The 24,116-nt window shown below is 60.1% G+C and carries 20 protein-coding genes, 1 pseudogene and 1 riboswitch; of the genes and pseudogenes, 9 read left to right on the forward strand and 12 right to left on the reverse strand.

Annotated elements, in window-relative coordinates; all coding sequences use genetic code 11:
• Positions 1 to 53: 53 nt before the first annotated feature.
• The gene (locus E3O56_RS05545) at positions 54 to 1,460 is read right to left on the reverse strand and encodes an adenosylmethionine--8-amino-7-oxononanoate transaminase (protein ID WP_248089931.1); all 1,407 of its coding nucleotides are present in this window, start codon (positions 1,458 to 1,460) and stop codon (positions 54 to 56) included.
• Between the two features lie 272 nt (positions 1,461 to 1,732).
• Here E3O56_RS05545 and E3O56_RS05550 point away from each other — a divergent pair, with 272 nt between their 5' ends.
• Both E3O56_RS05550 and E3O56_RS05555 read left to right on the forward strand, forming a co-directional pair.
• The gene (locus tag E3O56_RS05550; protein WP_032878972.1) at positions 1,733 to 2,284 is read left to right on the forward strand and encodes a cytochrome b; all 552 of its coding nucleotides are present in this window, start codon (positions 1,733 to 1,735) and stop codon (positions 2,282 to 2,284) included.
• Positions 2,285 to 2,316: 32 nt separating this feature from the next.
• Positions 2,317 to 2,916, forward strand: a complete 600-nt coding sequence (locus E3O56_RS05555; RefSeq protein WP_014720298.1) for a YceI family protein — start codon at positions 2,317 to 2,319, stop codon at positions 2,914 to 2,916.
• 185 nt (positions 2,917 to 3,101) lie between these two features.
• Here E3O56_RS05555 and E3O56_RS05560 read toward each other — a convergent pair whose 3' ends face one another.
• The 5 genes from E3O56_RS05560 to ahcY all read right to left on the reverse strand — a co-directional run bounded on the left by E3O56_RS05560 (position 3,102) and on the right by ahcY (position 9,667).
• Positions 3,102 to 4,985 carry a DEAD/DEAH box helicase gene (locus E3O56_RS05560; RefSeq protein WP_032878973.1) on the reverse strand — a complete coding sequence of 628 codons (1,884 nt, stop codon included), beginning with the start codon at positions 4,983 to 4,985 and terminating at the stop codon, positions 3,102 to 3,104.
• 222 nt (positions 4,986 to 5,207) lie between these two features.
• Positions 5,208 to 6,011 carry a transporter substrate-binding domain-containing protein gene (locus tag E3O56_RS05565; protein ID WP_103734248.1) on the reverse strand — a complete coding sequence of 268 codons (804 nt, stop codon included), beginning with the start codon at positions 6,009 to 6,011 and terminating at the stop codon, positions 5,208 to 5,210.
• Positions 6,012 to 6,074: 63 nt separating this feature from the next.
• Positions 6,075 to 7,157 (reverse strand): hypothetical protein, encoded by a 1,083-nt coding sequence (locus E3O56_RS05570; protein WP_032878976.1) that lies wholly within the window; start codon positions 7,155 to 7,157, stop codon positions 6,075 to 6,077.
• A gap of 75 nt (positions 7,158 to 7,232) precedes the next feature.
• Complete coding sequence (gene metF, locus E3O56_RS05575; RefSeq protein ID WP_005792219.1) at positions 7,233 to 8,078, reverse strand: methylenetetrahydrofolate reductase [NAD(P)H]; 846 nt, start codon at positions 8,076 to 8,078, stop codon at positions 7,233 to 7,235.
• 179 nt (positions 8,079 to 8,257) lie between these two features.
• Complete coding sequence (gene ahcY / locus E3O56_RS05580; protein WP_005792218.1) at positions 8,258 to 9,667, reverse strand: adenosylhomocysteinase; 1,410 nt, start codon at positions 9,665 to 9,667, stop codon at positions 8,258 to 8,260.
• 21 nt (positions 9,668 to 9,688) lie between these two features.
• Positions 9,689 to 9,795, reverse strand: a riboswitch (S-adenosyl-L-homocysteine riboswitch).
• A gap of 198 nt (positions 9,796 to 9,993) precedes the next feature.
• On the opposite strand from ahcY, the gene E3O56_RS05585 reads away from it, so the two are divergent.
• The 3 genes from E3O56_RS05585 to E3O56_RS05595 all read left to right on the forward strand — a co-directional run bounded on the left by E3O56_RS05585 (position 9,994) and on the right by E3O56_RS05595 (position 13,377).
• Complete coding sequence (locus E3O56_RS05585; protein WP_032878978.1) at positions 9,994 to 10,398, forward strand: hotdog domain-containing protein; 405 nt, start codon at positions 9,994 to 9,996, stop codon at positions 10,396 to 10,398.
• A gap of 100 nt (positions 10,399 to 10,498) precedes the next feature.
• Positions 10,499 to 12,418, forward strand: a complete 1,920-nt coding sequence (locus tag E3O56_RS05590; RefSeq protein ID WP_248127962.1) for a patatin-like phospholipase family protein — start codon at positions 10,499 to 10,501, stop codon at positions 12,416 to 12,418.
• Between the two features lie 71 nt (positions 12,419 to 12,489).
• Entirely contained in the window at positions 12,490 to 13,377 is an 888-nt protein-coding gene (locus tag E3O56_RS05595) for a formate/nitrite transporter family protein (RefSeq protein ID WP_248127963.1), read from the forward strand.
• On the opposite strand, the gene E3O56_RS05600 is transcribed toward E3O56_RS05595, so the two are convergent.
• On the reverse strand, positions 13,371 to 14,630 hold the full coding sequence (locus E3O56_RS05600; protein WP_228309069.1) for a sodium:proton antiporter: 1,260 nt from the start codon (positions 14,628 to 14,630) through the stop codon (positions 13,371 to 13,373). The genes E3O56_RS05595 and E3O56_RS05600 overlap by 7 nt on opposite strands.
• Positions 14,631 to 14,755: 125 nt before the next feature.
• Between E3O56_RS05600 and E3O56_RS05605 the strand changes: the two are divergent.
• Together E3O56_RS05605 and E3O56_RS05610 are read left to right on the forward strand one after the other, a co-directional pair.
• Positions 14,756 to 15,091, forward strand: a pseudogene (locus tag E3O56_RS05605) (EamA family transporter); the annotation flags it as partial.
• 31 nt (positions 15,092 to 15,122) lie between these two features.
• Entirely contained in the window at positions 15,123 to 15,509 is a 387-nt protein-coding gene (locus E3O56_RS05610; protein WP_032878985.1) for an MAPEG family protein, read from the forward strand.
• 79 nt (positions 15,510 to 15,588) lie between these two features.
• Here E3O56_RS05610 and E3O56_RS05615 read toward each other — a convergent pair whose 3' ends face one another.
• On the reverse strand, positions 15,589 to 16,782 hold the full coding sequence (locus tag E3O56_RS05615; protein ID WP_228309068.1) for an MltA domain-containing protein: 1,194 nt from the start codon (positions 16,780 to 16,782) through the stop codon (positions 15,589 to 15,591).
• A gap of 128 nt (positions 16,783 to 16,910) precedes the next feature.
• Here E3O56_RS05615 and E3O56_RS05620 point away from each other — a divergent pair, with 128 nt between their 5' ends.
• Positions 16,911 to 17,360, forward strand: a complete 450-nt coding sequence (locus E3O56_RS05620) for a cytochrome c (protein ID WP_032878990.1) — start codon at positions 16,911 to 16,913, stop codon at positions 17,358 to 17,360.
• Between the two features lie 6 nt (positions 17,361 to 17,366).
• Here the strand turns inward: E3O56_RS05620 and E3O56_RS05625 are convergent, their stop codons facing one another.
• From E3O56_RS05625 to E3O56_RS05640, 4 genes are all read right to left on the reverse strand, one after another.
• Positions 17,367 to 17,762, reverse strand: a complete 396-nt coding sequence (locus tag E3O56_RS05625; protein WP_103734251.1) for a DUF1090 domain-containing protein — start codon at positions 17,760 to 17,762, stop codon at positions 17,367 to 17,369.
• Positions 17,763 to 17,803: 41 nt separating this feature from the next.
• Positions 17,804 to 19,468, reverse strand: a complete 1,665-nt coding sequence (ligB, locus tag E3O56_RS05630) for an NAD-dependent DNA ligase LigB (protein ID WP_248127964.1) — start codon at positions 19,466 to 19,468, stop codon at positions 17,804 to 17,806.
• Positions 19,469 to 19,578: 110 nt separating this feature from the next.
• Positions 19,579 to 20,769, reverse strand: coding sequence for a methionine adenosyltransferase (metK, locus tag E3O56_RS05635; RefSeq protein ID WP_032878996.1), 1,191 nt, complete (start codon positions 20,767 to 20,769; stop codon positions 19,579 to 19,581).
• Between the two features lie 19 nt (positions 20,770 to 20,788).
• Positions 20,789 to 21,784, reverse strand: coding sequence for a metalloregulator ArsR/SmtB family transcription factor (locus E3O56_RS05640; protein WP_032878998.1), 996 nt, complete (start codon positions 21,782 to 21,784; stop codon positions 20,789 to 20,791).
• A gap of 260 nt (positions 21,785 to 22,044) precedes the next feature.
• Here E3O56_RS05640 and tkt point away from each other — a divergent pair, with 260 nt between their 5' ends.
• The gene (gene tkt / locus E3O56_RS05645; protein WP_005792201.1) at positions 22,045 to 24,042 is read left to right on the forward strand and encodes a transketolase; all 1,998 of its coding nucleotides are present in this window, start codon (positions 22,045 to 22,047) and stop codon (positions 24,040 to 24,042) included.
• Positions 24,043 to 24,116: the final 74 nt, after the last annotated feature.

Consider the following 24,116-nt stretch of genomic DNA (forward strand, 5'->3'; position numbering starts at 1 on the left):
GTGTATGTAGGAGCGAGCTTGCTGTGGCAAGTCGGTTCTTACAGGGGTTGGTATCAACCCGGGTCACGAAAGCCAGGATGGAAATCTTTGGGTACCGCCACACTGACGTTGCTGTTAGTGGCGATATCAATCCCCTCGCTGGCCACTTCGGCCAGGAAGTCGATCTGCTCCGGTGTAATCACATAGGGCGGCAGGAAATACACCACGCTGCCCAGTGGCCGCAACAGCGCGCCACGCTCCAGTGCGTGTTCGAATACCTTCAAGCCACGGCGTTCCTGCCACGGGTAGGCGGCCTTGGTGGCCTTGTCCTGCACCATCTCGATCGCCAGCACCATGCCCGTCTGGCGCACTTCCGAAACGTGAGGATGGTCCACCAGGTGCGCGGTGGCGGTCGCCATGCGCTGGGCCAGGGCCTTGTTGTTTTCGATGACGTTGTCTTCTTCAAAGATATCCAGCGTCGCCAAGGCTGCCGCGCACGCCAGCGGGTTGCCGGTGTAGCTGTGGGAGTGCAGGAAGGCGCGCAGGGTAGGGTAGTCGTCGTAGAAGGCACTGTAGACATCTTCGGTGGTGACCACGGCGGCCAGCGGCAAGTAGCCGCCGGTGAGGGCCTTGGACAGGCACAGGAAGTCCGGGCGGATGCCGGCTTGTTCACAGGCGAACATGCTGCCGGTGCGGCCGAAGCCCACGGCGATTTCGTCGTGGATCAAGTGCACGCCGTAGCGGTCGCAGGCTTCGCGCAGCAGCTTGAGGTACACCGGGTGGTACATCCTCATGCCGCCGGCGCCCTGGATCAGTGGCTCGACGATCACCGCGGCAACGGTATCGTGGTGGTCAGCCAGGGTCTGTTCCATGGCCAGGAACATGGTGCGCGAGTGTTCTTCCCAGCTCATGCCGTCGGGGCGCAGGTAGCAATCGGGGCTTGGCACTTTGATGGTGTCGAGCAGCAGCGCCTTGTAGGTCTCGGTAAACAACGGCACGTCGCCTACCGACATCGCGGCGATGGTTTCGCCGTGGTAGCTGTTGGTCAGGGTGACGAAGCGCTTCTTGTTCGGCAGGCCGCGGTTGAGCCAGTAGTGAAAGCTCATCTTCAATGCGACTTCGATACAGGATGAACCGTTATCGGCGTAGAAGCAGCGCGTCAGGCCTTCAGGCGTCATCTGCACGAGGCGCTCGGACAACTCGATCACTGGCTGGTGGCTGAAACCGGCGAGGATCACATGCTCCAACTGATCGACCTGGTCCTTGATGCGCTGGTTGATGCGCGGGTTGGCGTGGCCGAACACGTTGACCCACCAGGAGCTGACGGCGTCGAGGTAGCGTTTGCCTTCGAAGTCTTCCAGCCATACACCTTCACCGCGCTTGATCGGGACCAGCGGAAGTTGCTGGTGGTCTTTCATCTGGGTGCAGGGATGCCACAGCACCGCGAGGTCGCGTTGCATCCACTGGTTGTTCAAGCCCATCGGTGATCTCCTCGAAGCGATCCTGCGGCGCGCGCAGGCGAAACAATCGCGCAAGCCTATGCAATGGTGGCGCGTGTCACAAGCCATTGTGGGGCAATTGGCGGTAAATGCAGGACGGTCTGTCGCGTTTCTTGGGAATAGTCTTAATCCCTTGTTAATTTATGATACCTAGCCTCTTCATCGTATTTCTCGATATTTCAAAGCGAAATTTTCCGCTTTAATTCGATAGGTAAAACGCTAATCTTGGGCACAGTTCTTACGGGATTAAGTACATGCAGCTACGCAATTCTCCCGCCCGGTACGGCTGGGTCAGCATGGTTCTACACTGGGGCGTCGCCTTGGTGGTGTTTGGTTTATTCGCATTGGGCCTGTGGATGGTCGGCCTCGACTACTACAGTGCCTGGCGCAAAGATGCGCCCGACTTGCACAAGAGCATTGGCATCACGCTGTTTGCCATCATGCTGGTGCGTATCGTCTGGCGTCTGGTCAGCCCGCCGCCACCGCCGCTGGCCAGCTATAGCCGTATGACGCGGATCGGTGCTGCATTTGGCCATGCGTTCCTGTATCTGGGGCTGTTTGCCGTGATGATTGCCGGTTACCTGATTTCCACCGCCGACGGTGTCGGTATTCCGGTGTTTGGCCTGTTTGAAATTCCTGCCGTGGTTTCCGGTCTACCGGACCAGGCAGACACAGCCGGTTGGGTGCATCTGTACCTGGCCTGGGTGTTGGTGGTCTTCGCCGGTTTGCATGGCGTGGCTGCATTGAAACACCACTTTATCGATCGTGATGCGACCCTGACACGAATGCTGGGGCGCAAAGCCTGATGTTCAACCTCGACTCACAAGGAATAGAAAGCATGTTGAAAAAAACACTCGCTGCGCTGGCAATCGGTTCTGCTCTGCTGTCCGCAGGTTCGGCGATGGCCGCTGACTACGTGATCGACAAGGAAGGCCAGCACGCCTTCGTCGATTTCAAGATCAGCCACCTGGGCTACAGCTACATTACTGGTACCTTCAAGGACCTGGACGGCAAGTTCAGCTTTGACGCCGCCAAGCCGGAAGACGCCAAGATTGAAGTTAACGTGCGTACTGCCAGCGTGTTCTCCAACCACGCCGAGCGCGACAAGCACGTCAACAGCAAGGACTTCCTGGAGTCGGGCAAATTCCCTGATGCCAAGTTCGTCTCCACCAGCGTCAAGCCAACTGGCAAAAATGCTGATGGCAAGCTGACTGCTGATGTGACCGGCGACCTGACCTTCCACGGTGTGACCAAGCCGATCCTGGTCAAAGCCACGTTCCTGGGCGAAGGCAAGGATCCATGGGGCGGCTACCGTGCCGGCTTTGAAGGCACCACCAACATCAGCCGCAAGGAATTCAACAAAGACGGTATGGATGTAGGTCCACAGTCTGACAACGTTCAGCTGTACATCACGTTTGAAGGTGTGAAAGCGAAGTAATTTTCGCCGCACATAAAAAATGCCCTGCATCGAAAGATGCGGGGCATTTTTTTGGCTGACGATTCGTGTTGCCTAGCCGGGCCTCATCGCAGGCAAGCCAGCTCCCACACTTGAAATGCATTCCCTTGTGGGAGTGGGCTTGCCCGCGATGGCGTTGTAACAGTCAACGCCTATGGCTTTGGAACTCAGCGGTTGCGGGTCAGCAGCGCCGGTTTCTCACCACGAGGACGGCCTGGCAGTTGGTCCAACTGCTCGGGTGTCGGGAAGCGATCAGCTTTCGACTCCTTGTGGATGATCTTCGGCGCCGGGCCACCACGCGGGTTTTGCACCGCTGGCTCGGACAGACGCGGCTGGTCGTCACGGGCCGGGCGGCGGTTGTTGCTGCGCGAATCTTCGCGACGCGCCTGGCCGTCACGCGGTGCACCATTACGCGGGCCGCTGCGCTTGGCAGGCGGAGTACCGGTGCTGCCGCCGCTGCTGTTGCGCGGGCCGTTCTGACGGCCACCCTGTGGCTGGCCGCCACGGGGAGCACCCGCACCGGCGCCTTGTGCCGGGGCACCTGGACGACGGCCACGGCCCTGGGCCGGCTTGGCCTGGGGCACGTAGTCGACGCGGTTACCGAAGTTATCCACATCGTCGTCGAGGAACTCGTCCGGGGCACGGTCAGCGGCGGCGCGTGGCGGCTGGCTCGGCTGGCGCTGTTCGCGGGCCGGGGTGCCTTCACGTGGCTTTTGCTCACGGGCCGGGCGTTCACCTCGGCTGCTGGTGGCGGACTTTTCCTTGCCCTTGTCCTTGCCTTTGTCGCGACGACCACCGCCACCACCGCCGCCGTTCGGGCCATCGCCCTTCGGACCGCGTGGGTTGCGCGGGTTACGCACATCCGGACGCTCGCGGGCTTCAGGTTTCTCGGCCTCCACGGCGCTGGCATCGAAGCCCATCAGGTCGCCGTCGGCGATTTTTTGCTTGGTCATGCGTTCGATGCTTTTCAGCAGTTTTTCTTCGTCCGGTGCGACCAGGGAAATGGCCTCACCCGAACGACCGGCACGGCCAGTACGGCCGATACGGTGCACATAGTCTTCATCGACGTTCGGCAGCTCGAAGTTGACTACGTGTGGCAACTGGTCGATATCCAGGCCGCGGGCGGCGATATCGGTGGCGACCAGGATGCGCACAGTGCCGGCCTTGAAGTCGGCCAGGGCTTTGGTGCGAGCGTTCTGGCTCTTGTTACCGTGGATGGCAACAGCGGTGAGGCCGTGTTTGTCCAGGTACTCGGCCAGGCGGTTGGCGCCGTGCTTGGTGCGGGTGAAGACCAGCACCTGTTCCCACGCGCCGTGGGTGATCAGGTGCGCCAGCAGCGAGCGCTTGTGGCTGGCGGCGAGGCGGAATACGCGTTGCTCGATACGCTCGACCGTGGTGTTCGGTGGCGTGACTTCGATGCGCTCCGGGTTGTGCAGCAGCTTGCCGGCCAGGGCCGTGATGTCCTGGGAGAACGTTGCCGAAAACAGCAGGTTCTGACGTTTGGCCGGCAGGCGTGCGAGGACCTTTTTCACGTCATGGACAAAGCCCATGTCGAGCATACGGTCGGCTTCGTCCAGCACGAGGATTTCCACGTGGGACAAATCGACACTGCCCTGGCCGCACAGGTCGAGCAAACGACCCGGGCAAGCGACCAGTACGTCAACGCCACGGGACATGGCCTGAACCTGTGGGTTCATGCCGACACCGCCGAAGATGCAGGCGCTGACGAACTTCAGGTCGCGGGCGTACAGCTTGAAGCTGTCGTGGACCTGGGCTGCGAGTTCGCGGGTAGGGGTCAGGACCAGTACACGCGGTTGGCGCGGGCCGTGACGCTGGGATTTGTCCGGGTGACCGTTGGGAAACAACCGCTCCAGAATCGGGAGGGCGAAACCACCGGTTTTACCGGTACCTGTCTGAGCCGCGACCATCAGGTCGCGACCTTGCAACACGGCGGGAATGGCCCGCTGTTGCACCGGAGTAGGCTCGGTATAGCCCGCTGCCTCGATGGCGCGGACTAAAGCCTCGGAGAGACCGAGGGAAGCAAAGGACATGAGTAATCCTGTTTTAGTTAGGGCTTGGCCCAAAGGGATAATCTTGCCGGGCGTGAATGGCGCTTAGGGGAGCGCAATCCCGTCCGGTCCTGCTGTGTCTGGCGGGCACTCCACCGGCTCGCGCGGGCTGCAAAGCTGCGCAGTAGCTGGGTTGGGTGCCTTTTTCAAGACCCGAGCGGCCGGGCGTAAGCCTGGCGGAAAGGCCGGAGTATAACAGAGCAATCACGGCGCGCTGCTTTCCTGCTGCTCAACGGCGTGTCCGGAGGCTGATATCGGGGAGGTTTGAGCCTGCATCCCACCATATTTGGCGCTCAAGGCGGCATAGGCCGGCTCTTGCTTGAAGCGCTTGAGCTCGGCGGCAAAGCGCTGTACCAACAGGTCCATGCCGGCTCCACGGCGCACCGCGAGAAATTGTTGTTGGCGGCTGACCACCACTGCCGCCTGGCTGACTTTGCCCTCAAGGCCCAGCGTCTTGATGATGTGCTGCCCCACTCGCCGGTCAGTCACGACCATGTCGATGCGCCCGAGCATCAGCTTGCCGAAATTGGCTTCATGGCTGGGGGCAGGCTCGCGCTCGAATGCGCTGGACCCACTGAATGTCTCGCCATAGAGGTAGCCGGGCGAGATGCCGACAGTCAGGCCGCGCAGCTCATCGAGGGTTGTGGCGGGGTGAGGGCGATCATTGGCGTAGAACAGGACGAATTCGACTTCCGACAAGGGTTCACTGGGGTAGAGCAACTGGGCGTCGCGTTCATGGCTGTGGAAAATATCCAGCGCGCCATCGGCGTGACCCTGCTCGAGCATCGCCAGACAGCGCTTCCAGGGCAGGAATTGCCATTGCACTTCCACGCCCAGACGTTGGAACACAGTCACTGTGGTTTCGTAATCCAGGCCGGCCCTGGTGCCGTTATCGTCGTAGACATAGGGCGCCCAGGGCTCGGTGACAATGCGCAGTTTCTCGCCATGAGCGACCAGGCTCAGGCAAGAAAAAAGCACGGCGGTCAGTAGCTTGAAAATGGCGGGCATACCTTGAGGTTACGACGCTCCCGACAGAAAGAGAAGCTCTACCACGCGCATTGGCGGGCGGTGTTATTTCGCCGGAGCGTCCAGCAAGTGTTCGTGGATCGCGGCGCGACGCTCGCCCAGTATCAGCCGCACCACGGGGTTGGCGAACCAGTGTTCCAGTTGGTGGGCATCCAGTGGGCGCTTCTGGCGTTCTTCCTGGTTTTGTCGTGCCTTGTCCCACCAAACCGGGCCGCAGGCCTGATCGAATTCGTTTTCGTGCTCGTAGCAACCATAGAGGATTTCACGAATGAACTGTTGCTGGTGCTTGGGCAGCAGCAGGGTGATCAGCTTGTACATCAAGCGCTGCAAGCGCGGCGGGCGCGGCAGGTGCGAGGAGACCTGGCGGGTATCGGCCAGGGCCTGCGCACTGGTTGGGGCACTGGCGTGTTTGGCGATCCACGCCTTGACCTTGGCCCGGAACAGCTGTTTGCGGCTCCAGTAATGGTGGATCAGGTCCGGGCATTCGCGCACGTTGACGGTGCGGTAGGCGGCGATGGACAGGCAGAACTCTTCCAGGGTGTAGGCGCCCTGGGCGTGGGGGAACAGTTCATCCATCAATTCGATGGAGCGGTCGAGGATGTGTGCATCCTGTTGGGTCAGGCCCATGACCCCGGAATTGAGGGTCATCATGTCATCGTCGGCCACGCCCATCTCCAGCAGGCGCTGGTGCAGGGCGGTGTAGAGGATGCTTTCGTGGTTGTCGCCGTACTTGGTGTAGAAGGCGTTGCACAGCAGGGTGCCGGGCTGCACGCGCTCGAACAGGGCCATGGGCGAATGGTGGAAGAACGTGTCGGTGTCGATCAGCAGCGCCACCTCCGACTCTTCCAGTACCTGGCGCAGTACCACGTGTTTGGTGCGGAAATGATAACCGTGGGGCTCGCTCCAGCGTTTGCGAGTGGCCTCGTCCAGTGGGCGCACGCGTACCGGCAGCAGGTGATAAGGCTCGGGATTGTCGGTGAACACCTGAATGTCCACGTTCGCGTCCGGGGTGTCCTGCAGGAACGCCAGTGCGCTGGCGATGCTGAATACCGCTTCCTGGTGGTAGGTCTGGGCACCGAAGACCAGATAGACCAGTTGCGGGCGGGAAGTCGGGGACACTGTATTCATGGACTGCGGGGTTCCGTGGGTCACGTAAAACGACAAAGGCCCTCGTCTGAGGGCCTTGGTACAACCGAACAGACCTCAGCGTGGCAGCTTGAGGTTGTTCCAGACAGCAAGACTGGGTTCAGATTGGTTCAGGGTATAGAAATGCAACCCTGGCGCACCACCCTGCAACAATTGCTCACACATCTCGGTGATGACCTGCTCGCCGAAGGCCTGGATGCTTTTGACGTCGTCGCCATAGGCTTCCAGTTGCTTGCGCACCCAGCGGGGGATTTCGGCACCGCAGGCGTCGGAGAAACGTGCCAGCTTGCTGTAGTTGGTGATCGGCATGATGCCCGGCACGATCGGGATATTCACACCCATCGCTTGTACACGCTCGACGAAGTAGAAGTAGCTGTCGGCGTTGAAGAAGTACTGGGTGATCGCACTGTTGGCGCCGGCATTGGCCTTGCGTACGAAGTTCTGCAAATCGTCTTCGAAATTGCGCGCCTGGGGGTGCATCTCCGGGTAAGCGGCCACTTCGATATGGAAGTGATCGCCGCTTTCTTCGCGGATGAAACTCACCAGGTCATTGGCGTAGCGCAGCTCACCGCTGGCCATGCCCATGCCGGACGGCAGGTCGCCACGCAAGGCGACGATACGCTTGATGCCGGCAGCTTTGTATTGGGTCAGCAGACCACGCAGGTCGGCCTTGCTGTCGCCCACGCACGACAAGTGCGGAGCGGCGGGAATTTTGACTTCGCTTTCCAGCTGCAACACGGTGTTGATCGTGCGGTCGCGGGTCGAACCGCCGGCGCCGTAGGTGCAGGAGAAGAAGTCGGGGTTGTAGCTGGCCAGCACCTTGGCAGTGGCCATCAGCTTTTCATGCCCAGCATCGGTCTTGGTCGGGAAAAACTCGAAGCTGTAGCGACGGTCTTGGGACATGGTCATACCCTTTGAAACCCAGAATTGCGGAGTGTGTACACCGTCGATGTGGGAGGGGGCTTGCTCCCGATGGCGGAGTGTCAGTTAATAAATATATTGACTGACCCACCGCCATCGGGAGCAAGCCCCCTCCCACATTAAAGCCCGTTCCCCCACAGGGAGAGTGGGCAGCAGATGTATCAGTAGCGGTAAGCGTGCGGCTTGAACGGACCTTCAACCGTCACACCGATGTAGTCGGCCTGGGTCTTGGTCAGTTGAGTCACGACGCCGCCGAAGCCGCGGACCATTTCCAGGGCCACTTCTTCGTCGAGTTTCTTGGGCAGTACTTCAACGGTCAGGCGCTCGGCTTTCTGGGCTGGCGACAGGTCGGCGTACTTCTGTTCGAACAGGAAGATCTGCGCCAGTACCTGGTTGGCGAACGAGCCGTCCATGATGCGGCTTGGGTGACCGGTGGCGTTGCCCAGGTTAACCAGGCGGCCTTCGGCCAGCAGGATCAGGTAGTCATCGTTCTGCGGGTCGAAATTGCCGGCGCCGGTACGGTGAACCTTGTGCACCTGCGGTTTCACTTCTTCCCATGCCCAGTTCTTGCGCATGAATGCGGTGTCGATCTCGTTGTCGAAGTGGCCGATGTTGCAGACAACGGCGCGCTTCTTCAGGGCCTTGAGCATGTTCGCATCGCACACATTCACGTTACCGGTGGTGGTGACGATCAGGTCGATCTTGCCCAGCAGGGCCTTGTCGATGCTTGCTTCGGTACCGTCGTTGATACCGTCGATGAATGGCGAAACCACTTCGAAACCGTCCATGCAGGCTTGCATGGCGCAGATCGGGTCAACTTCGGAGACCTTGACGATCATGCCTTCCTGACGCAGGGACTGGGACGAACCCTTGCCCACGTCACCGTAGCCGATCACCAGGGCTTGCTTGCCCGACAGCAGGTGGTCTGTGCCACGCTTGATTGCATCGTTCAGGCTGTGACGGCAGCCGTACTTGTTGTCGTTCTTGCTCTTGGTCACCGAGTCGTTGACGTTGATGGCCGGGATCTTCAGCTCGCCCTTGGCCAGCATATCCAGCAGGCGGTGCACGCCCGTGGTGGTTTCTTCGGTCACGCCGTGGACGCGGTCGAGGATCTGCGGGTACTTCTTGTGCAGCAGTTCGGTCAGGTCGCCGCCGTCGTCGAGGATCATGTTGGCATCCCATGGCGCGCCATCCTTGAGGATGGTTTGCTCCAGGCACCACTCGTACTCTTCTTCGGTTTCGCCCTTCCAGGCAAATACCGGGATACCGGCGGCAGCGATAGCGGCGGCAGCCTGGTCCTGAGTCGAGAAGATGTTGCACGAGGACCAACGCACTTCGGCACCCAGGGCAACCAGGGTTTCGATCAGTACGGCGGTCTGGATGGTCATGTGGATGCAGCCCAGAATCTTCGCGCCCTTGAGCGGCTGTTCAGCGGCGTACTTGCGACGCAGGCCCATCAGGGCCGGCATTTCGGATTCGGCGATAAAGGTTTCGCGACGGCCCCAGGCAGCGAGGGACATGTCGGCGACTTTGTAGTCGTTGAAATCTGCAGGCGTCATTACAGCGCTCATAGAGAGCCTCCATTCGTAGTGTGCGAATGGGCGCCGTTGTGCGTTTAGTATCAGGCCAGGGCAACCAGGCCGGACAACGCCCCATCCGAGCCTGACAGGTTGAACCTGCTGCAGCGCCCCTCGGACAGGTGGCGGGAGAACGGTATCAATCGAAGATGACCGTTTTGAAACGGAGGCGATTATAGCCGTGTATGTGGCACTTCCCAAGCCTTTCTGTCGGCGGCATGAAGATCGCGCATGGGGGCGATAGGCAATGGCTCATAGAGCTTGGGCCCTGGCTCTGCCATGATGTTGCCCATCATTTGGCAAGACGCTTTGGAGTGATCATGAACTTCCACACCCGCAAATGGGTAAAACCCGAAGACCTCAACCCCAACGGCACCCTGTTCGGTGGCAGCCTGCTGCGCTGGATCGATGAAGAAGCAGCCATTTACGCGATTGTCCAATTGGGCAACCAGCGCGTGGTGACCAAATACATCTCCGAAATCAACTTTGTCAGCGCCTCGCGCCAGGGCGACATCATTGAACTGGGTATCACCGCCACTGAGTTCGGCCGCACCTCCATCACTCTGACCTGTGAAGTGCGCAACAAGATCACCCGCAAAAGTATCCTGACGGTGGAAAAAATGGTCTTCGTCAACCTGGGCGAAGACGGTTTGCCGGCGCCCCATGGCCGTACCGAAATCAAGTATGTGAAGGACCAGTTCCAGGACGACGGTCTTTCTGAGTAACACCTGCGCGACGTGATTTGCGTTACCAAATCATTCCGTGTGGATCCTTCCGAGGCTCTCTCATCACTCAGGCCTACACCCTGTAGAGAGAGCCTCATGTATGAAAGTCTCCAGTTCTGTTGTAGAAAATAAGCCTCTTTCGTCTCAAACCTTCAGCCAGGACGTGAAGACGCCTTTGGTCAAGGGCGTGGGCGAGCGCAACCTGAGTATTTATCGGCATAGCGATGGCCGCGTCGAGGTGGTGCTGTCACCGCCGCCGCCCGCTCACTTGGTGCTCAGTGGCGGTGGCGCCAAGGGCATTGCCTTTCCCGGGATGGTGCAGGCGCTTGAAGACGCCGACAAACTCAAAGGCGTCAAGGTGGTGTCGGGCTCGTCTGCCGGTGCGATTTCTGCAGCGTTACTCGCCAGTGGCATGGACGCGAAGGCGTTCACGCAGTTGTCGAACAGCCTCGACTTGCCCAGCCTGCTCAATAGCAAAGATCCGATCCTGGCCTGGCTGCAGGATGCAAGTTCCAAACTTGGCAAGCTTGCGGGCAATCTACCTGGCCCGGGCGGCAATATTTCGCAACTGCTGCTGACCCTGCTGCCGCGCCTGCAAACCGAGGGGCAGCCCCTGGAAGAATTGATTCGCAACCAGTCACGTCAATCGATTCTTGCCCATATCGAGCGTATGCCCAAGGCGGACCGCCCGCCTGAAGTCACGCAAATCGCCGACCGGCTCAAAGCCGGAGCCGGGCCCACCTTTCGCGACCTGGAGGTGTTGAGCCGCCATATTCCGGCGATCAAGCAACTGAACATCACGGGCACAGGCATGTTCGACGGTCGTCCACAGTTGGTGGTGTTCAATGCCAGCCTGACGCCAGATATGGACATCGCCCGTGCTGCGCTTATTTCGGGGGCGTTGCCGGGCCTGTTCAAGAGCCCGTCCGAACAGGGCCATGGGTTTCAGGCGGATGCAGAGGTTACGGCGTTTCAAGACGGAGGGCTGCTCCTCAATACCCCCGCCCCCGGTGTCATTGAACGTTCGTTTCCGGAGAGCCCTTTGGGCAAGGACGAATCGCTGATCGTCAAGTTCGAATCCGAGCAGAGTTCACCACCGCGCCAGAGCGGTGGCTTTTTCAGCCATTTGGCTGACAAGTTCACAGGCACGCCGCATACCGCGGCTGAAACCTACCAAGATGACCGGCTCAAGGCGTTTTCGGATCAAACGGTGACATTGCCGTTGAGCTCGAACAAAGGCGATTTTCGCGGCCTGCTCAACGGCACCGTCAACTTCACCATGACGCTTGAACAGAAACAGCATTTGCAGGCCCAGGCTCGCCAATCGGTGTCGAGCCACCTGCAAAAGCGTGAACTGACACGTGAGCGCCATGAGTTCGCCTCCCTGGACGATGCTGTGTTGGCGATGGATGATCAAATGCTTGCCAGCGTGCAGGGTGAATTGCGCAAGGACCCCGCCAGCGCAGACGCACTGCGGTTTCGCGATGAGGCGAAACAGGCGTTGGAGGCGTTGGACAGTGCAATTACCGAAGCCAACCAATCCGACACGTCCCTGAAGATTACTCCGAAGATTGCTGCGGCCTTACGCAACCTGGACTCTCTCGCCAGCAGGCCCGAGCACATCGAGTGGTTGGGCAAACGTCTGAATAAGCCGGGCCAGCGTAATTTCCAGCAGCTTTTACAGGTGGGCGCCAAGCAAAAATCGGGCAGTGTGCCAAGTATGTCCAAGGTATTGAGCAGTGCGGTCGCCGAGATGCAAAGTCGGGATATCGGGGTGAAAGCTGAAAATTTTACGCGGGAGGTCATCTACCCATCGCTGTACCGTCCTGGCCAGCCGGCATCCAACGTTGAGTTGCTGCAACGTGCGGTGCGTGACTTAAAAGAGGCGAAGACGCCACAAGACTTCAATAGCGTGCTCGATGGCATCATCAAATACTATCAAGCGCGCAATAAACCCTGGAGCAAACCCGTGAGTTCCACCACCGTGGAACAGGCCAAGGCGTGGCGCATTCCGGTTTAATTGCCGGGCCATTGAACAGCCATCGTCGCGGCATGTCGTAGCTTCAGGCACCCCTCGGACTTTGGTACATCATGGCCACTCAAGCAGACGGCAAGACCCCCAACCTGTCGCAGGAAGAGCAGCAGGACGTCGACAAGAACCAGCCGCCCCGTGCGGCGGTTCTTCACGAAATCATCCGTACCCAGGGCGACCAGGAGCTGGAGCGCAGTGTCGCCGCCTTATGGTGGTCGGCACTGGCCGCCGGACTCACCATGGGCCTGTCGTTGATGGCGATGGGTTTGCTCAATTCACGCCTGCCGGACGCCGAGGGCTTCAAGGTGATAGCCAGTTTTGGCTATTGCGCGGGGTTTCTGGCGGTGATCCTCGCACGCCAGCAACTGTTCACCGAAAACACCCTGACCGCGGTGCTGCCGGTCATGAGCAAGCCCACTCTGGGCAATGCTGCACGTCTGCTACGACTATGGACAGTCGTGCTGGTAGGCAATCTGTGCGGCACTTTGCTGGTGGCTTATGTGATGTTGCATTTACCGATTTTCGATACCAAGACCGACCTGGCCTTTCTTGAAATCGGACGCAAGATCATGGAGAACGACTCTGGCCAGATGTTTGCCAAGGGCATCGTTTCCGGCTGGATGATCGCCACCATGGTGTGGATGATCCCATCAATGGAAAGCGCCAAGATGTGGATCATTATCCTGATCACATACCTGATGGCCCTGGGTGACTTCACGCATATCGTCGTCGGTTCGGCGGAAGTGTCTTACCTGGTGTTTGCCGGCGAGCTGCCGTGGAAGGATTTCTGGCTGGTGTTTGCCGGACCGACCCTGGCGGGCAATATCATCGGCGGCAGTTTTATCTTCGCCCTGATCAGCCATGCGCAGATTCGCAGTGAGGGCAGCCTGCCAGGCAAAGCTGCTGCGGACCCTCGGCATCCGCAGCCGACTAGAAAAGATCAGTGATGTTCAGGCGTGGCCTGGGGTTCGCCCCGGGTCACGTGTTTGACCAGCTTGCCGATGCTCAACCCCTGCAACAGGATCGATGACAGCACCACGATGTAGGTGATGCTCAGCAACAAGTCGCGCTCCGGACCCAAGGGCAGCGCCAAGGCCAAGGCCACCGAGACACCGCCACGCAAACCACCCCAGGTCAGGATGCGGATAGTACCGCGCGGTACCGTGCGCCAGCGCCGCAGCAGCAAGATCGCCGGGGCCACCGTCAACAGGCGCGAGAGCAGGATCGCCACGGCGAGCAAACTGGCCGCGAATACGTGCAGCCAGTTGAATGGCAACAGCAGCAATTCCATGCCGATCAGCGCAAACAGCAAGGCGTTGAGCATGTCATCAAGCAGTTCCCAGAAACCATCCAGGTAGCGACGCGTCATGTCGTTCATCGCCAGCTTGCGCCCCAGGTTGCCGATGATCAGCCCCGCGACCACCATTGCAATCGGCGCGGACACGTGCAGTTGCGAAGCCATGGCCGAACCGCCGATCACCAGGGCAAGGGTCAACATCACTTCGATCTGGTGCTGTTCGATACTCTTGATCATCAGGTACACGAGGTAGCCGGTCAGCCCGCCGAATAGCACGCCGCCTATGGCCTCGTGGGCAAACAGCAGGGCAGTGGCGCCCGCGGTAGGCGTCTCGCCCAACTGCGCGATACCCAACAGCACGGTAAACACCACCACGGCGGTGCCATCATTGAACAGCGACTCGCCGACAATGGTGGTCTTCAGTGGTTTCGACGCATTGGCGGTACGCAGCACGCCGAGCACCGCAATCGGGTCTGTAGGCGAAATCAGCGCGCCGAACAGCAGGCAGTAGAGGAAGCTCACGTGCCAGCCGAACAGGGCGAAGATGTAATAGGCCAGGCTGCCGATCACCACGGTGGCGATCAACACGCCAAAGGTGGCCAGCAGGCCGATGGGCCAGCGGTAACTGCGCAAGTCGTTCAAGTTGACATGCAAGGCGCCAGCGAACAGCAGGAACGAGAGCATCCAGTTCATCAGCAAGTCGCCGAAGTCGATCTGGCCGATCAGTTGCTGGATGCGCTCTTCCAGGCCGGGATAGCCGATAAAGCTCAGGCCCTGCAGGATCAGGGAAAAAAGCAGCGCAGTGACCATTACACCGATGGTCGGTGGCAGGCCGATAAAGCGGTAGTTCACATAGGTGAGCAGGGTGGTGAGGCAAATGAAGGCGGCGACAAGTTCGAGCATCCGGGGTCCTTGGAGCAGGGAAATGTAGGCGCATGGGGGGCGCCGAGGTGGCGTTTAGTATAAACAGGTGAAGTTACATCACGAATCAATTGAGGAGGTTCTGGTGGTAGCGACAGCCCTGGTGCTGGTCGCACCCGCTGGATTACCTGGTGTGGCTGACATTGATCAGTGCCTGGCCATTTCCGTTGCTGGCGCTGGTGCGCAAGCGTGCGGCCTTCAGCCTGTTCTGGCGCACTCAATGGCGGTTGGGCCTGAGCGTGGGATTGTGCGTGTTGTTGAGCTACGCTTTGGTGCTTTGGGCCATGCAGTTGGACTCGATTGCCGAGGCGGTGGCGTTGCGGGAAGTCAGCGTGATCCTGGTGGTGCTGTTCGGCATGTGTTACTTGAAAGAACCTTTTGGCCGTCCACGGCTCATAGCTTGTGGGTTGGTGCTGATCGGCATGTTCGTGATGAAACTCTAACCGTCGGATAAATCCAAAAAAGGAATGAGTGATGACAGTCGCTTTCTGGTGTGTGTTGATCGCAATTTTTCTGCCCTATCTATGCACGGGTGTCGCCAAGTTCAGCACGGGCAAGTTCGGAGCTCGGCACAACCACGACCCGCGTGCTTTCCTCGATACCGTTGAGGGCGTCGCCAAGCGCGCCAACAATGCGCAACTCAACAGCTTTGAAGTGACCCCGGCGTTTGCCGCGGCGGTGGTCATTGCGCACATGGCCGGCAACGCCGAACTGGTGACGATCAATGTGCTGGCGGTGCTGTTTATCACCAGCCGCCTGCTGTACATCATTTGCTACCTGGCCGATTGGGCGATTTTGCGTTCGCTGGTGTGGGCCGTGGGAATGGCGTTGATTGCGAGTTTTTTCTTTGTCTCGATCTAACGCCTGATGCAAATCCTTTGTGGCAGGGGGCAAGGCGAATCGTCGCACCGCCCCTCCCACATTTCATTATAAGCGTCTGTCAGGTGCCGGCGGGTGCATCCGGTACTTGCGGCAGCGCCGCGCCTTTGGGCCACAGCATCCAGATTTGCCCTTGTTGTTTCATATTTCCTGCCAGCTCTCCTGCCGCATCACCTGTGCCCCAGAACAAGTCTGCCCGTACTTCGCCGGTGATTGCGCCGCCGGTGTCCTGGGCCGCGACAGGTCTGGTGATCGGTGAACCATCGGGTTTGGTGGTCGACAACCACAACAGGCTACCCAGCGGGATGACCTTGCGGTCCACTGCCACGCTGTAGCCGGCGGTCAATGGCACGTTCAGCGAACCGCGTGGGCCTTCGTTGCTGTCGGGGCGTGCGCTGAAGAATACGTAGCTGGGGTTGCTCGCCAGCAGTTCAGGAATGCGCTGCGGATGTGCCTTGGCCCAGGCGCTGATGGCGCCCATGGTCACCTCTTCTTTTTTCAGCTCGCCTTGCTCTACCAGCCAACGGCCGATTGGGCGGTACGGGTAGCCGTTCTGGTCGCCGTAACCTACGCGCAGTTGGCGCCCGCCTGCCAGTTGAATACGCCCTGAGCCCTGGATTTGCAGGAATTGCAGGTCCATTGGGTCGGTCAGCCAGGCGATCGGCTTGGCAGTGGAGCCCTGGCTGTTGACGGTGCTGGCGTCGTCATAAGGCTTGAGCACCCGACCTTCCAGGCGTCCACGCAGGCGTTTGCCTTTAAGCTCCGGGTAGATGCTTTCGAGGTTGACGATAATCAAGTCATCCGGCACGCCGTAGACCGGCACATGGGCGGTAGCGGTTTTGGTCAGGCTGCCGGGGTAGACCGGCTCGTAATAACCGGTGATCAAACCATTGGGTGTGTTGTTGGCCGAACGCAAGCCGAAGACATCGAGGTGTTCCTTGAGAAAGCCGCGAACCGCCACGGCATTGCCCGGTACGCTGGCCGCTGCCGCGCAGGTGGTGCCCCATACCGGGTCGGCTTTGAGGCGCTGGCAGGCGCTGCGCCAGGATTCAAAACCGGCCAGCAAATCGCTGTCGGAGACCACCGGCAAGGCTTCCCAGGGTGCGCTCACATAGGTGGCGACCGCATGGGGTTTGGCTTCTTCTTTGGCGACCTCTTTGCCGGCATCTTTACCTGCATCGCAGCCGGCCAGCAGTGCGATCATTGGCAGAGCCCACGCGAGTCGGCGGCTCCAGGGTTTCGCGGTGATATTCATGTAAGCATTTCCTGAAGCGATTACCCATGCTTCATTGCATTCGGGCAACCCTTATTATTAATAGGGCTATTGGTCTTTGCGGGCGGGGCGAGGATACTGGCCGCCGTTTCCCGTGACCTGAAGCCATCATGATTCTAAAAAAACTGACCGTTGTACTGCTGGCCTGCCTGGCCTTGTCCGCCTGTGGCGGTGTTGACCCCAATTCCCCACTGGGCCAACGCAAGGCGATCTTCAAGCAGATGCTCAAGACCGGCGAAGACCTGGGCGGGATGTTGCGCGGGCGTATCCCGTTCGACGGTGCCAGGTTTGCAGAAGGCGCGGTCAAGCTGGATGCGTTGTCCCATGAGCCGTGGAAGCACTTCCCAAGCGTGCGCGAAGAAGATCACACGAGCGCCAGGGACGACGTGTGGCAGAAACAGGCGCAGTTCCAGCAACTGGCCCGCGACCTTGAGGCGGCCACCGGTGAATTGGTGATCGCCAGCCAAGTGCAACCCTACAAGGCCAGTAACCTTCAGCCGGCGGTGCAAAAAGTCGAAGACGCCTGTAGCGCCTGCCATAAACAGTTCCGCGATCACTGATCGTTTTTACTGGTCGAGTTCTTCCACCGCGTCCTGTAGTTCTTTGCGCGACTCGGCCAGTTTGTCCTTACGCTTGTTGATCTTGTCCGGATCGCCTTTTTTCATGGCCTTGTCGAGGTCGGCCTGACGGCGGGAGACTTCGTGCTTGGCGTCGAGCACTTTGTTTTCACGTTCTTTTTTCAAGGTGGCGTCGGTGCAGTTGGCGGTGACTTCGCTCAGGGCTTTTTCCAGGCCGGCCTGTTGGGCGCTGTTACCGTGGGCCTTGGCTTGTTCGATCTGGCTGCTGATGGCCTGGCGCTTGGCGGCGCAGCCGGTGAGCGGTTGCGCTTCTTCGGCGGCCAGCAGTGGCATGGTTGTGAAACTTGCGAGGGTCAGCAAGGCAAAGGGGGCGAGAAATTTCATCTATAAAGCTCCAAGGTCGCAATCAGGTGGCCGGGTGGCGTTCAAAACCCATCTATCCCGGCCTCGCGTAATGTTTCAGCCAAGGCTTGCACCTGCGGGTCGCGAAAAAACGCGCTCAGTTGCGCTGCACGACCCGGGCCGATGCCGTCTGAGGCCAGCCAGGCTTGGGTGTCTTTGGCGGCCAGCGTCTGCCAGTCGCCCTCCAGGTTGTTGCGCGCCGCTGGCGGTACGCCCAAGGCCTTGAGCCATTGTGAAAAAGGGCGTTGCCGGGCGTTGTTAAAACTGTCGAGCACTCGCTCACGAGTGCGATCACCGAAGCCCTCAATGGTAGCAAGCTGCGCCGCATCCAGGGTTAACCAATCGAGAAAGCCTGCGATTAGACCGGCCTGGATCAATATGTTCCAGGTTTCACGGCCCATATGTGGCAAGGCCAGGCCCTGTTTGCCGCTCAGCCAGGTGAGGCGGGCGAGTAATTGATCTTCGCAGCCGGGCTCCATTTGCCAGCAACTCAGGGCGTGAAAATCGCGAGGGTTGGGTAGCTGCATGTCCACACGGGTTTCGTTGCGCAGGATCACCTCGTCCAGTCGGGGAATGACCTGGCCCGCCAGGCTGATCGACACATGGTCGCCGGGGCGGATATCCAGGGCTTGCCAGCGTTTCAGGGAGCCGGCGCTGACCCGGCTGATCTGCCGATCATCCAGCCACACGGGTTCCAGTTCGAGGATGGGGGTGATGCGCCCGGTGCGACCGATCCTGAATTGCACCTTGCGCACCAGTGCCAGGGCTTTGATGGCTGGGTACTTCCAGGCGACCATCCAATAAGGCGCACTGGCTTGCCAGCGCTCGGCGGGTGCCCGTGCAGCCTGGTGCAGCACCACGCCATCGCTGGCGAAGGGCAGCGGTGCGTTGTACCAATGCGTGCGCCAATGAGTGGCTTCGCTGATGTGCGCAATGGGGTGGCTATAACGCTGTGTATCGCTGAAGCCCCAGCGCGTCAGGGTGGCCAGGCGCTCGGTGAAGTCCGCCGGACCGTCAGGCCAGGCCCAGACGAACAAGCCGATGCCTGCCGCCTCAGCGTCGCTCAATTGTCGCCGGTTCATCAGGCCGGCCACTTTGCTGCGCGCATTGAGCCCACCGTTTATCGCTTGCACATGGTGATCAAGGCGCCAGTAAAGTTCGCCTTGCAGCACCACATCAATCGCGTCTGGCAGCTGTTGGACGATACCGGGGATCCTGGCGGCCGAGGCCGACCAATCGTGGCCCAGCACGCCATCGCCTCGGCTGATGAGTTGCTGCAAGCGGCCCTCGCGATAGACGAGCGTCACCGCCACCCCGTCGACTTTGGGTTGGATCCATACGTCCTGGCGGGTGCTGAGCCACTCCTTGACTGCCGGTTCGTCCGGCAGCTTTTCCAGGCCGGTGTGCGCGACTGGGTGCCGTAACGTGCCGCGTGAACTGGCCAGCGGGTTGTCCGCTTTCGGCGTGGCTTGGCGTGTGCATTCACGCCATTGCGCCAGGCGCTGGCGGGCCTGGTCGTAGAGTTCGTCACTGATGGGGGATTGGCCCTGGCGGTGGTAACTGTCGTCCCACTGGCTGATCTGCCTGGCCAAGCTGTCGAGTTGCAGGTGAGCGTGATCGGGGCACGTTTCTGCCCACGTCCAGCTGGATAAAACACTGAGAAAAAAAGCCATGAACATATGCATCATGAGCATCCTTGCTCGAAAAGGGAGCCCAGCCTAAGTCATCCAGGCGCCCACAAAAAAGCCCCGATTGCTCGGGGCTTTTTACCGGGTGTTTCTGTATACAGCGCGAACGCTTACAGGCCGGCAGCGATACGCAGGTCGTTGGCTCGGTCGGTTTTTTCCCAGGTGAAGGTGCTGAAGGTGTCATCGCCAACAGTCTTCTGCGCAGGGGTACGGCCGAAGTGGCCGTAGGCTGCGGTTTCCTGATACATCGGGTGCAGCAGGTCGAGCATGGTGGTGATTGCGTAGGGGCGCAGGTCGAAGATTTCACGCACCAGCTTGACGATTTTCTCGTCGCTGATCTTGCCGGTGCCGAAGGTGTTCAGCGAGATCGACGTAGGCTGCGCCACGCCAATAGCGTAGGAAACCTGAATTTCGCAGCGCTCGGCCAGGCCGGCAGCCACGATGTTCTTGGCCACATAACGACCGGCATAAGCGGCCGAACGGTCAACCTTGGACGGGTCTTTACCCGAGAACGCGCCACCGCCGTGACGGGCCATGCCGCCGTAACTGTCGACGATGATCTTGCGACCAGTCAGGCCGCAGTCGCCCACGGGGCCGCCGATGATGAACTGTCCGGTCGGGTTGATGTGGAACTGGGTGTCCTTGGTCAGCAACTCGGCAGGCAGCACGTGCTTGACGATCAGCTCCATCACGCCTTCGCGCAGGTCGGCGTAGGACACGTCCGGGTTGTGCTGTGTCGACAGCACAACGGCGTCGATACCCACGACTTTGCCGCCTTCGTAACGGCAGGTCACCTGGGACTTGGCGTCCGGGCGCAGCCAAGGCAATACCCCGGATTTACGTGCTTCGGCCTGGCGTTGCACCAACTGGTGCGAGAAGGTGATCGGCGCCGGCATCAGCACGTCGGTTTCATTGCTGGCGTAGCCGAACATCAGGCCCTGGTCGCCGGCGCCCTGATCTTCAGGCTTGGCACGGTCTACACCCTGGTTGATGTCAGGCGATTGCTTGCCGATGATGTTCATCACGCCGCAGGTCGCGCCGTCGAAGCCGACGTCGGAGCTGTTGTAGCCAATGTCGGTGATCACGTCACGAACGATCTGCTCCAGGTCGACCCAGGCGGTGGTGGTGACTTCGCCGGCGATGATCGCCACGCCCGTTTTCACCAGCGTCTCGCACGCCACACGGGCGAACTTGTCTTCAGCGATGATAGCGTCCAGCACCGCGTCAGAAATCTGGTCGGCGATTTTGTCCGGATGCCCTTCAGACACGGACTCGGAGGTGAAAAGGGAGTATTCGCTCATCTCGATGTTTTCCTGATATTTACCGATGGTGAGTGTCGCCAGCCGGCCGCTGAAAATGGCGGACCTGAATCTGGAAACCATTACGTAAACCTACATAGAGGCTTTCCCCGGGAACGAGTCCCGCAGCGGTGGCCCAACGGGCCAGATCGTCCTGTTCAAAACCCAGCCAGAGATCACCGCAGGCCTCCTTGGCCCAATTCTGGTTGTGGCTGCATAAATCCGTAACCAGCAGGCTACCGCCGGGGTGCAGTAACCCGGCCATTTGCTTGAGGGCGTCGGCGGGGGCGGCGAAATGGTGCAAGACCATGTTCAGCACCACGCAATCGGCCCGCAGGCTGGTGTCATTCAAGGCGTCAGCCAACTGCAGGCGCACATTGCCCAGGGCTTCGCGTTCACAGAGTTGGCGCGCCAGTTCAAGCATTGCCGGGCTGTTGTCCAGCGCCGTCACCTGCCCGAAACGCCGTGCCAGGTCCGGCAGAAAGCCGCCATCGCCAGGGCCGACTTCCACGGCCGTTGCCTCAGTACTGAAGCTCAGCTTGTCCAACAGCGCCAGTACGCTTTCGCGGTATTGGGGCAAGCCGGCGATCAGGTCCTGCTGGGCGCGAAACTTGTCGGCAACCCGGGAGAAAAAGTCCTGGCTGGCGGCGGCGCGTTGCCCGTGGACCTGGCCGATGCGCGACTGTACGTCGCTCGGCAGGCCCAGGTTATCCACTTCCTCAAGCAAGGCGGCGTGCAGTTTGCCGCCCAGCTGTTCGGTATGGGGCAGGGCGCGGCGGTAAAAAATCGCATTACCTTCGCGGCGCGTGGCGACCAGGTCGGCCTGGGCCAGCACCTTCAAGTGGTGGCTCATGCCGGATTGGCCGATGGCGAAGATCTGCGCCAGTTCCAGCACCCCGAACGAATCGTTGGCCAGTGCGCGCAATACGTTCAGGCGCAACGGATCACCTGCAGCCTTGCAAAGGGCTGCCAGTTCATCGCCGTCGTCAGGACGCAGGGAGGGCACGGGTAGGTTCATAAGGCCAGCAGTCTAGTGACGGGTGTAAATCCCTGCAAGGTCAATATCAAAAAGTTTTGATATTGATCGATAAGTGGCGGTTATAAGCCGCCGCTATAACCTTTAGACGAACCAGTTAAAGGTTTCTGCAACCTATTGCCGTCCAAACCACAGGAAAAACACCCTCAAGTGACTATCTGTCATTGCCCGCAGGCGGTGGCTGAGGGAAAATGCCGGTCCTTTTTTCCGTTTCTTTATAAGTAAACTCCAGGAGATCAGCGATGCCCAGCCGTCGTGAGCGTGCCAACGCCATTCGTGCCCTCAGCATGGATGCCGTGCAAAAAGCCAACAGCGGCCATCCCGGTGCCCCGATGGGCATGGCGGATATCGCCGAGGTACTTTGGCGTGACTACCTGAAACACAACCCGAGCAATCCGTCGTTCGCCGACCGTGACCGCTTCGTGCTGTCCAACGGCCACGGCTCGATGCTGATCTACTCGCTGCTGCACCTGACCGGCTACGACGTCACCATCGACGACCTCAAGAGCTTCCGTCAGCTGCACAGCCGCACCCCGGGCCACCCGGAATTCGGCTACACCCCAGGCGTGGAGACCACTACCGGTCCCCTGGGTCAGGGCCTGGCCAACGCTGTCGGCTTCGCGCTGGCTGAAAAAGTTCTGGGCGCGCAATTCAACCGCCCTGGCCACGACATCGTCGACCACCACACCTATGTGTTCCTGGGTGATGGCTGCATGATGGAAGGCATCTCCCACGAAGTCGCCTCCCTGGCCGGCACCCTTGGCCTGGGCAAGCTGATTGCCTTCTACGATGACAACGGCATTTCCATCGACGGCGAAGTCGAAGGCTGGTTCACCGACGACACCCCCAAGCGTTTCGAAGCCTACAACTGGCAGGTGATCCGCAACGTCGACGGCCACGATCCGGAAGAAATCAAGATCGCCATCGACACCGCTCGCAAGAGCGCGCAGCCAACCCTGATCTGCTGCAAGACCACCATCGGTTTCGGCTCGCCGAACAAGCAAGGTAAAGAAGACTGCCACGGCGCCCCACTGGGTGACGCGGAAATCGCCCTGACCCGTGAAGCGCTGAAGTGGAACCACGGCCCGTTTGAAATCCCGGCCGACATCTATGCCGAATGGGACGCCAAGGAAAAAGGCCTGGCCACCGAAGCCGAATGGGACCAGCGTTTCGCTGCCTACTCCGCCGAATTCCCGGAGCTTGCCAACGAGCTGGTTCGTCGCCTGGCCGGTGACCTGCCTGCCGACTTCTCGGCAAAAGCCTCGGCCTACATCGCCGAAGTCGCGGCCAAGGGCGAGACCATCGCCAGCCGTAAAGCCAGCCAGAACACCCTGAACGCCTTTGGCCCGCTGCTGCCTGAGATCCTCGGCGGTTCGGCCGACCTGGCCGGTTCCAACCTGACCCTGTGGAAAGGCTGCAAAGGTGTCTCGGCCGAAGACGCCAGCGGCAACTACATGTACTACGGCGTGCGCGAGTTCGGCATGAGCGCCATCATGAACGGCGTGTCCTTGCACGGCGGCCTGGTGCCTTACGGCGCGACCTTCCTGATGTTCATGGAGTACGCACGTAACGCCGTACGTATGGCTGCGCTGATGAAGAAGCGTGTGATCCATGTGTACACCCACGACTCCATCGGCCTGGGTGAAGACGGCCCGACGCACCAGCCGGTCGAGCAACTGACCAGCCTGCGTACCACGCCGAACCTGGACTGCTGGCGCCCAGCCGACGCGGTCGAATCCGCCGTGGCCTGGAAGCACGCCATCGAGCGCAAGGACGGCCCTTCGGCGCTGATCTTCTCGCGTCAGAACCTGCAACACCAGGTGCGTACCGACGCGCAGATCGCCGACATCAGCCGTGGTGGTTATGTGCTCAAGGACTGCATCGGCGAGCCGGAGCTGATCCTGATCTCCACCGGTTCCGAAGTGGGCCTGACCGTTCAGGCCTACGACAAGCTGACCGCCCAGGGCCGCAACGTTCGCGTTGTATCCATGCCATGCACCAGCGTGTTCGAAGCCCAGGACGCCGGCTACAAGCAGTCGGTGTTGCCTTTGCAGGTCAGCGCGCGTATCGCGATCGAAGCGGCTCACGCTGACTACTGGTACAAGTACGTGGGCCTGGAAGGCCGCGTGATCGGCATGACCACCTATGGTGAGTCGGCGCCGGCGCCAGCGTTGTTCGAAGAGTTCGGTTTCACCCTGGAAAACATCCTGGGTCAGGCTGAAGAGTTGCTGGAAGACTAAGTCAGTCTGCGTTGTCTGCACTGGCGCTATCGCGGGCAAGCCCGCTCCCACATTTGGATCGCGGTCTAATGTGG

Source organism: Pseudomonas sp. W2Aug9 (assembly GCF_023127755.1).
Lineage (GTDB): Bacteria > Pseudomonadota > Gammaproteobacteria > Pseudomonadales > Pseudomonadaceae > Aquipseudomonas > Aquipseudomonas synxantha_A.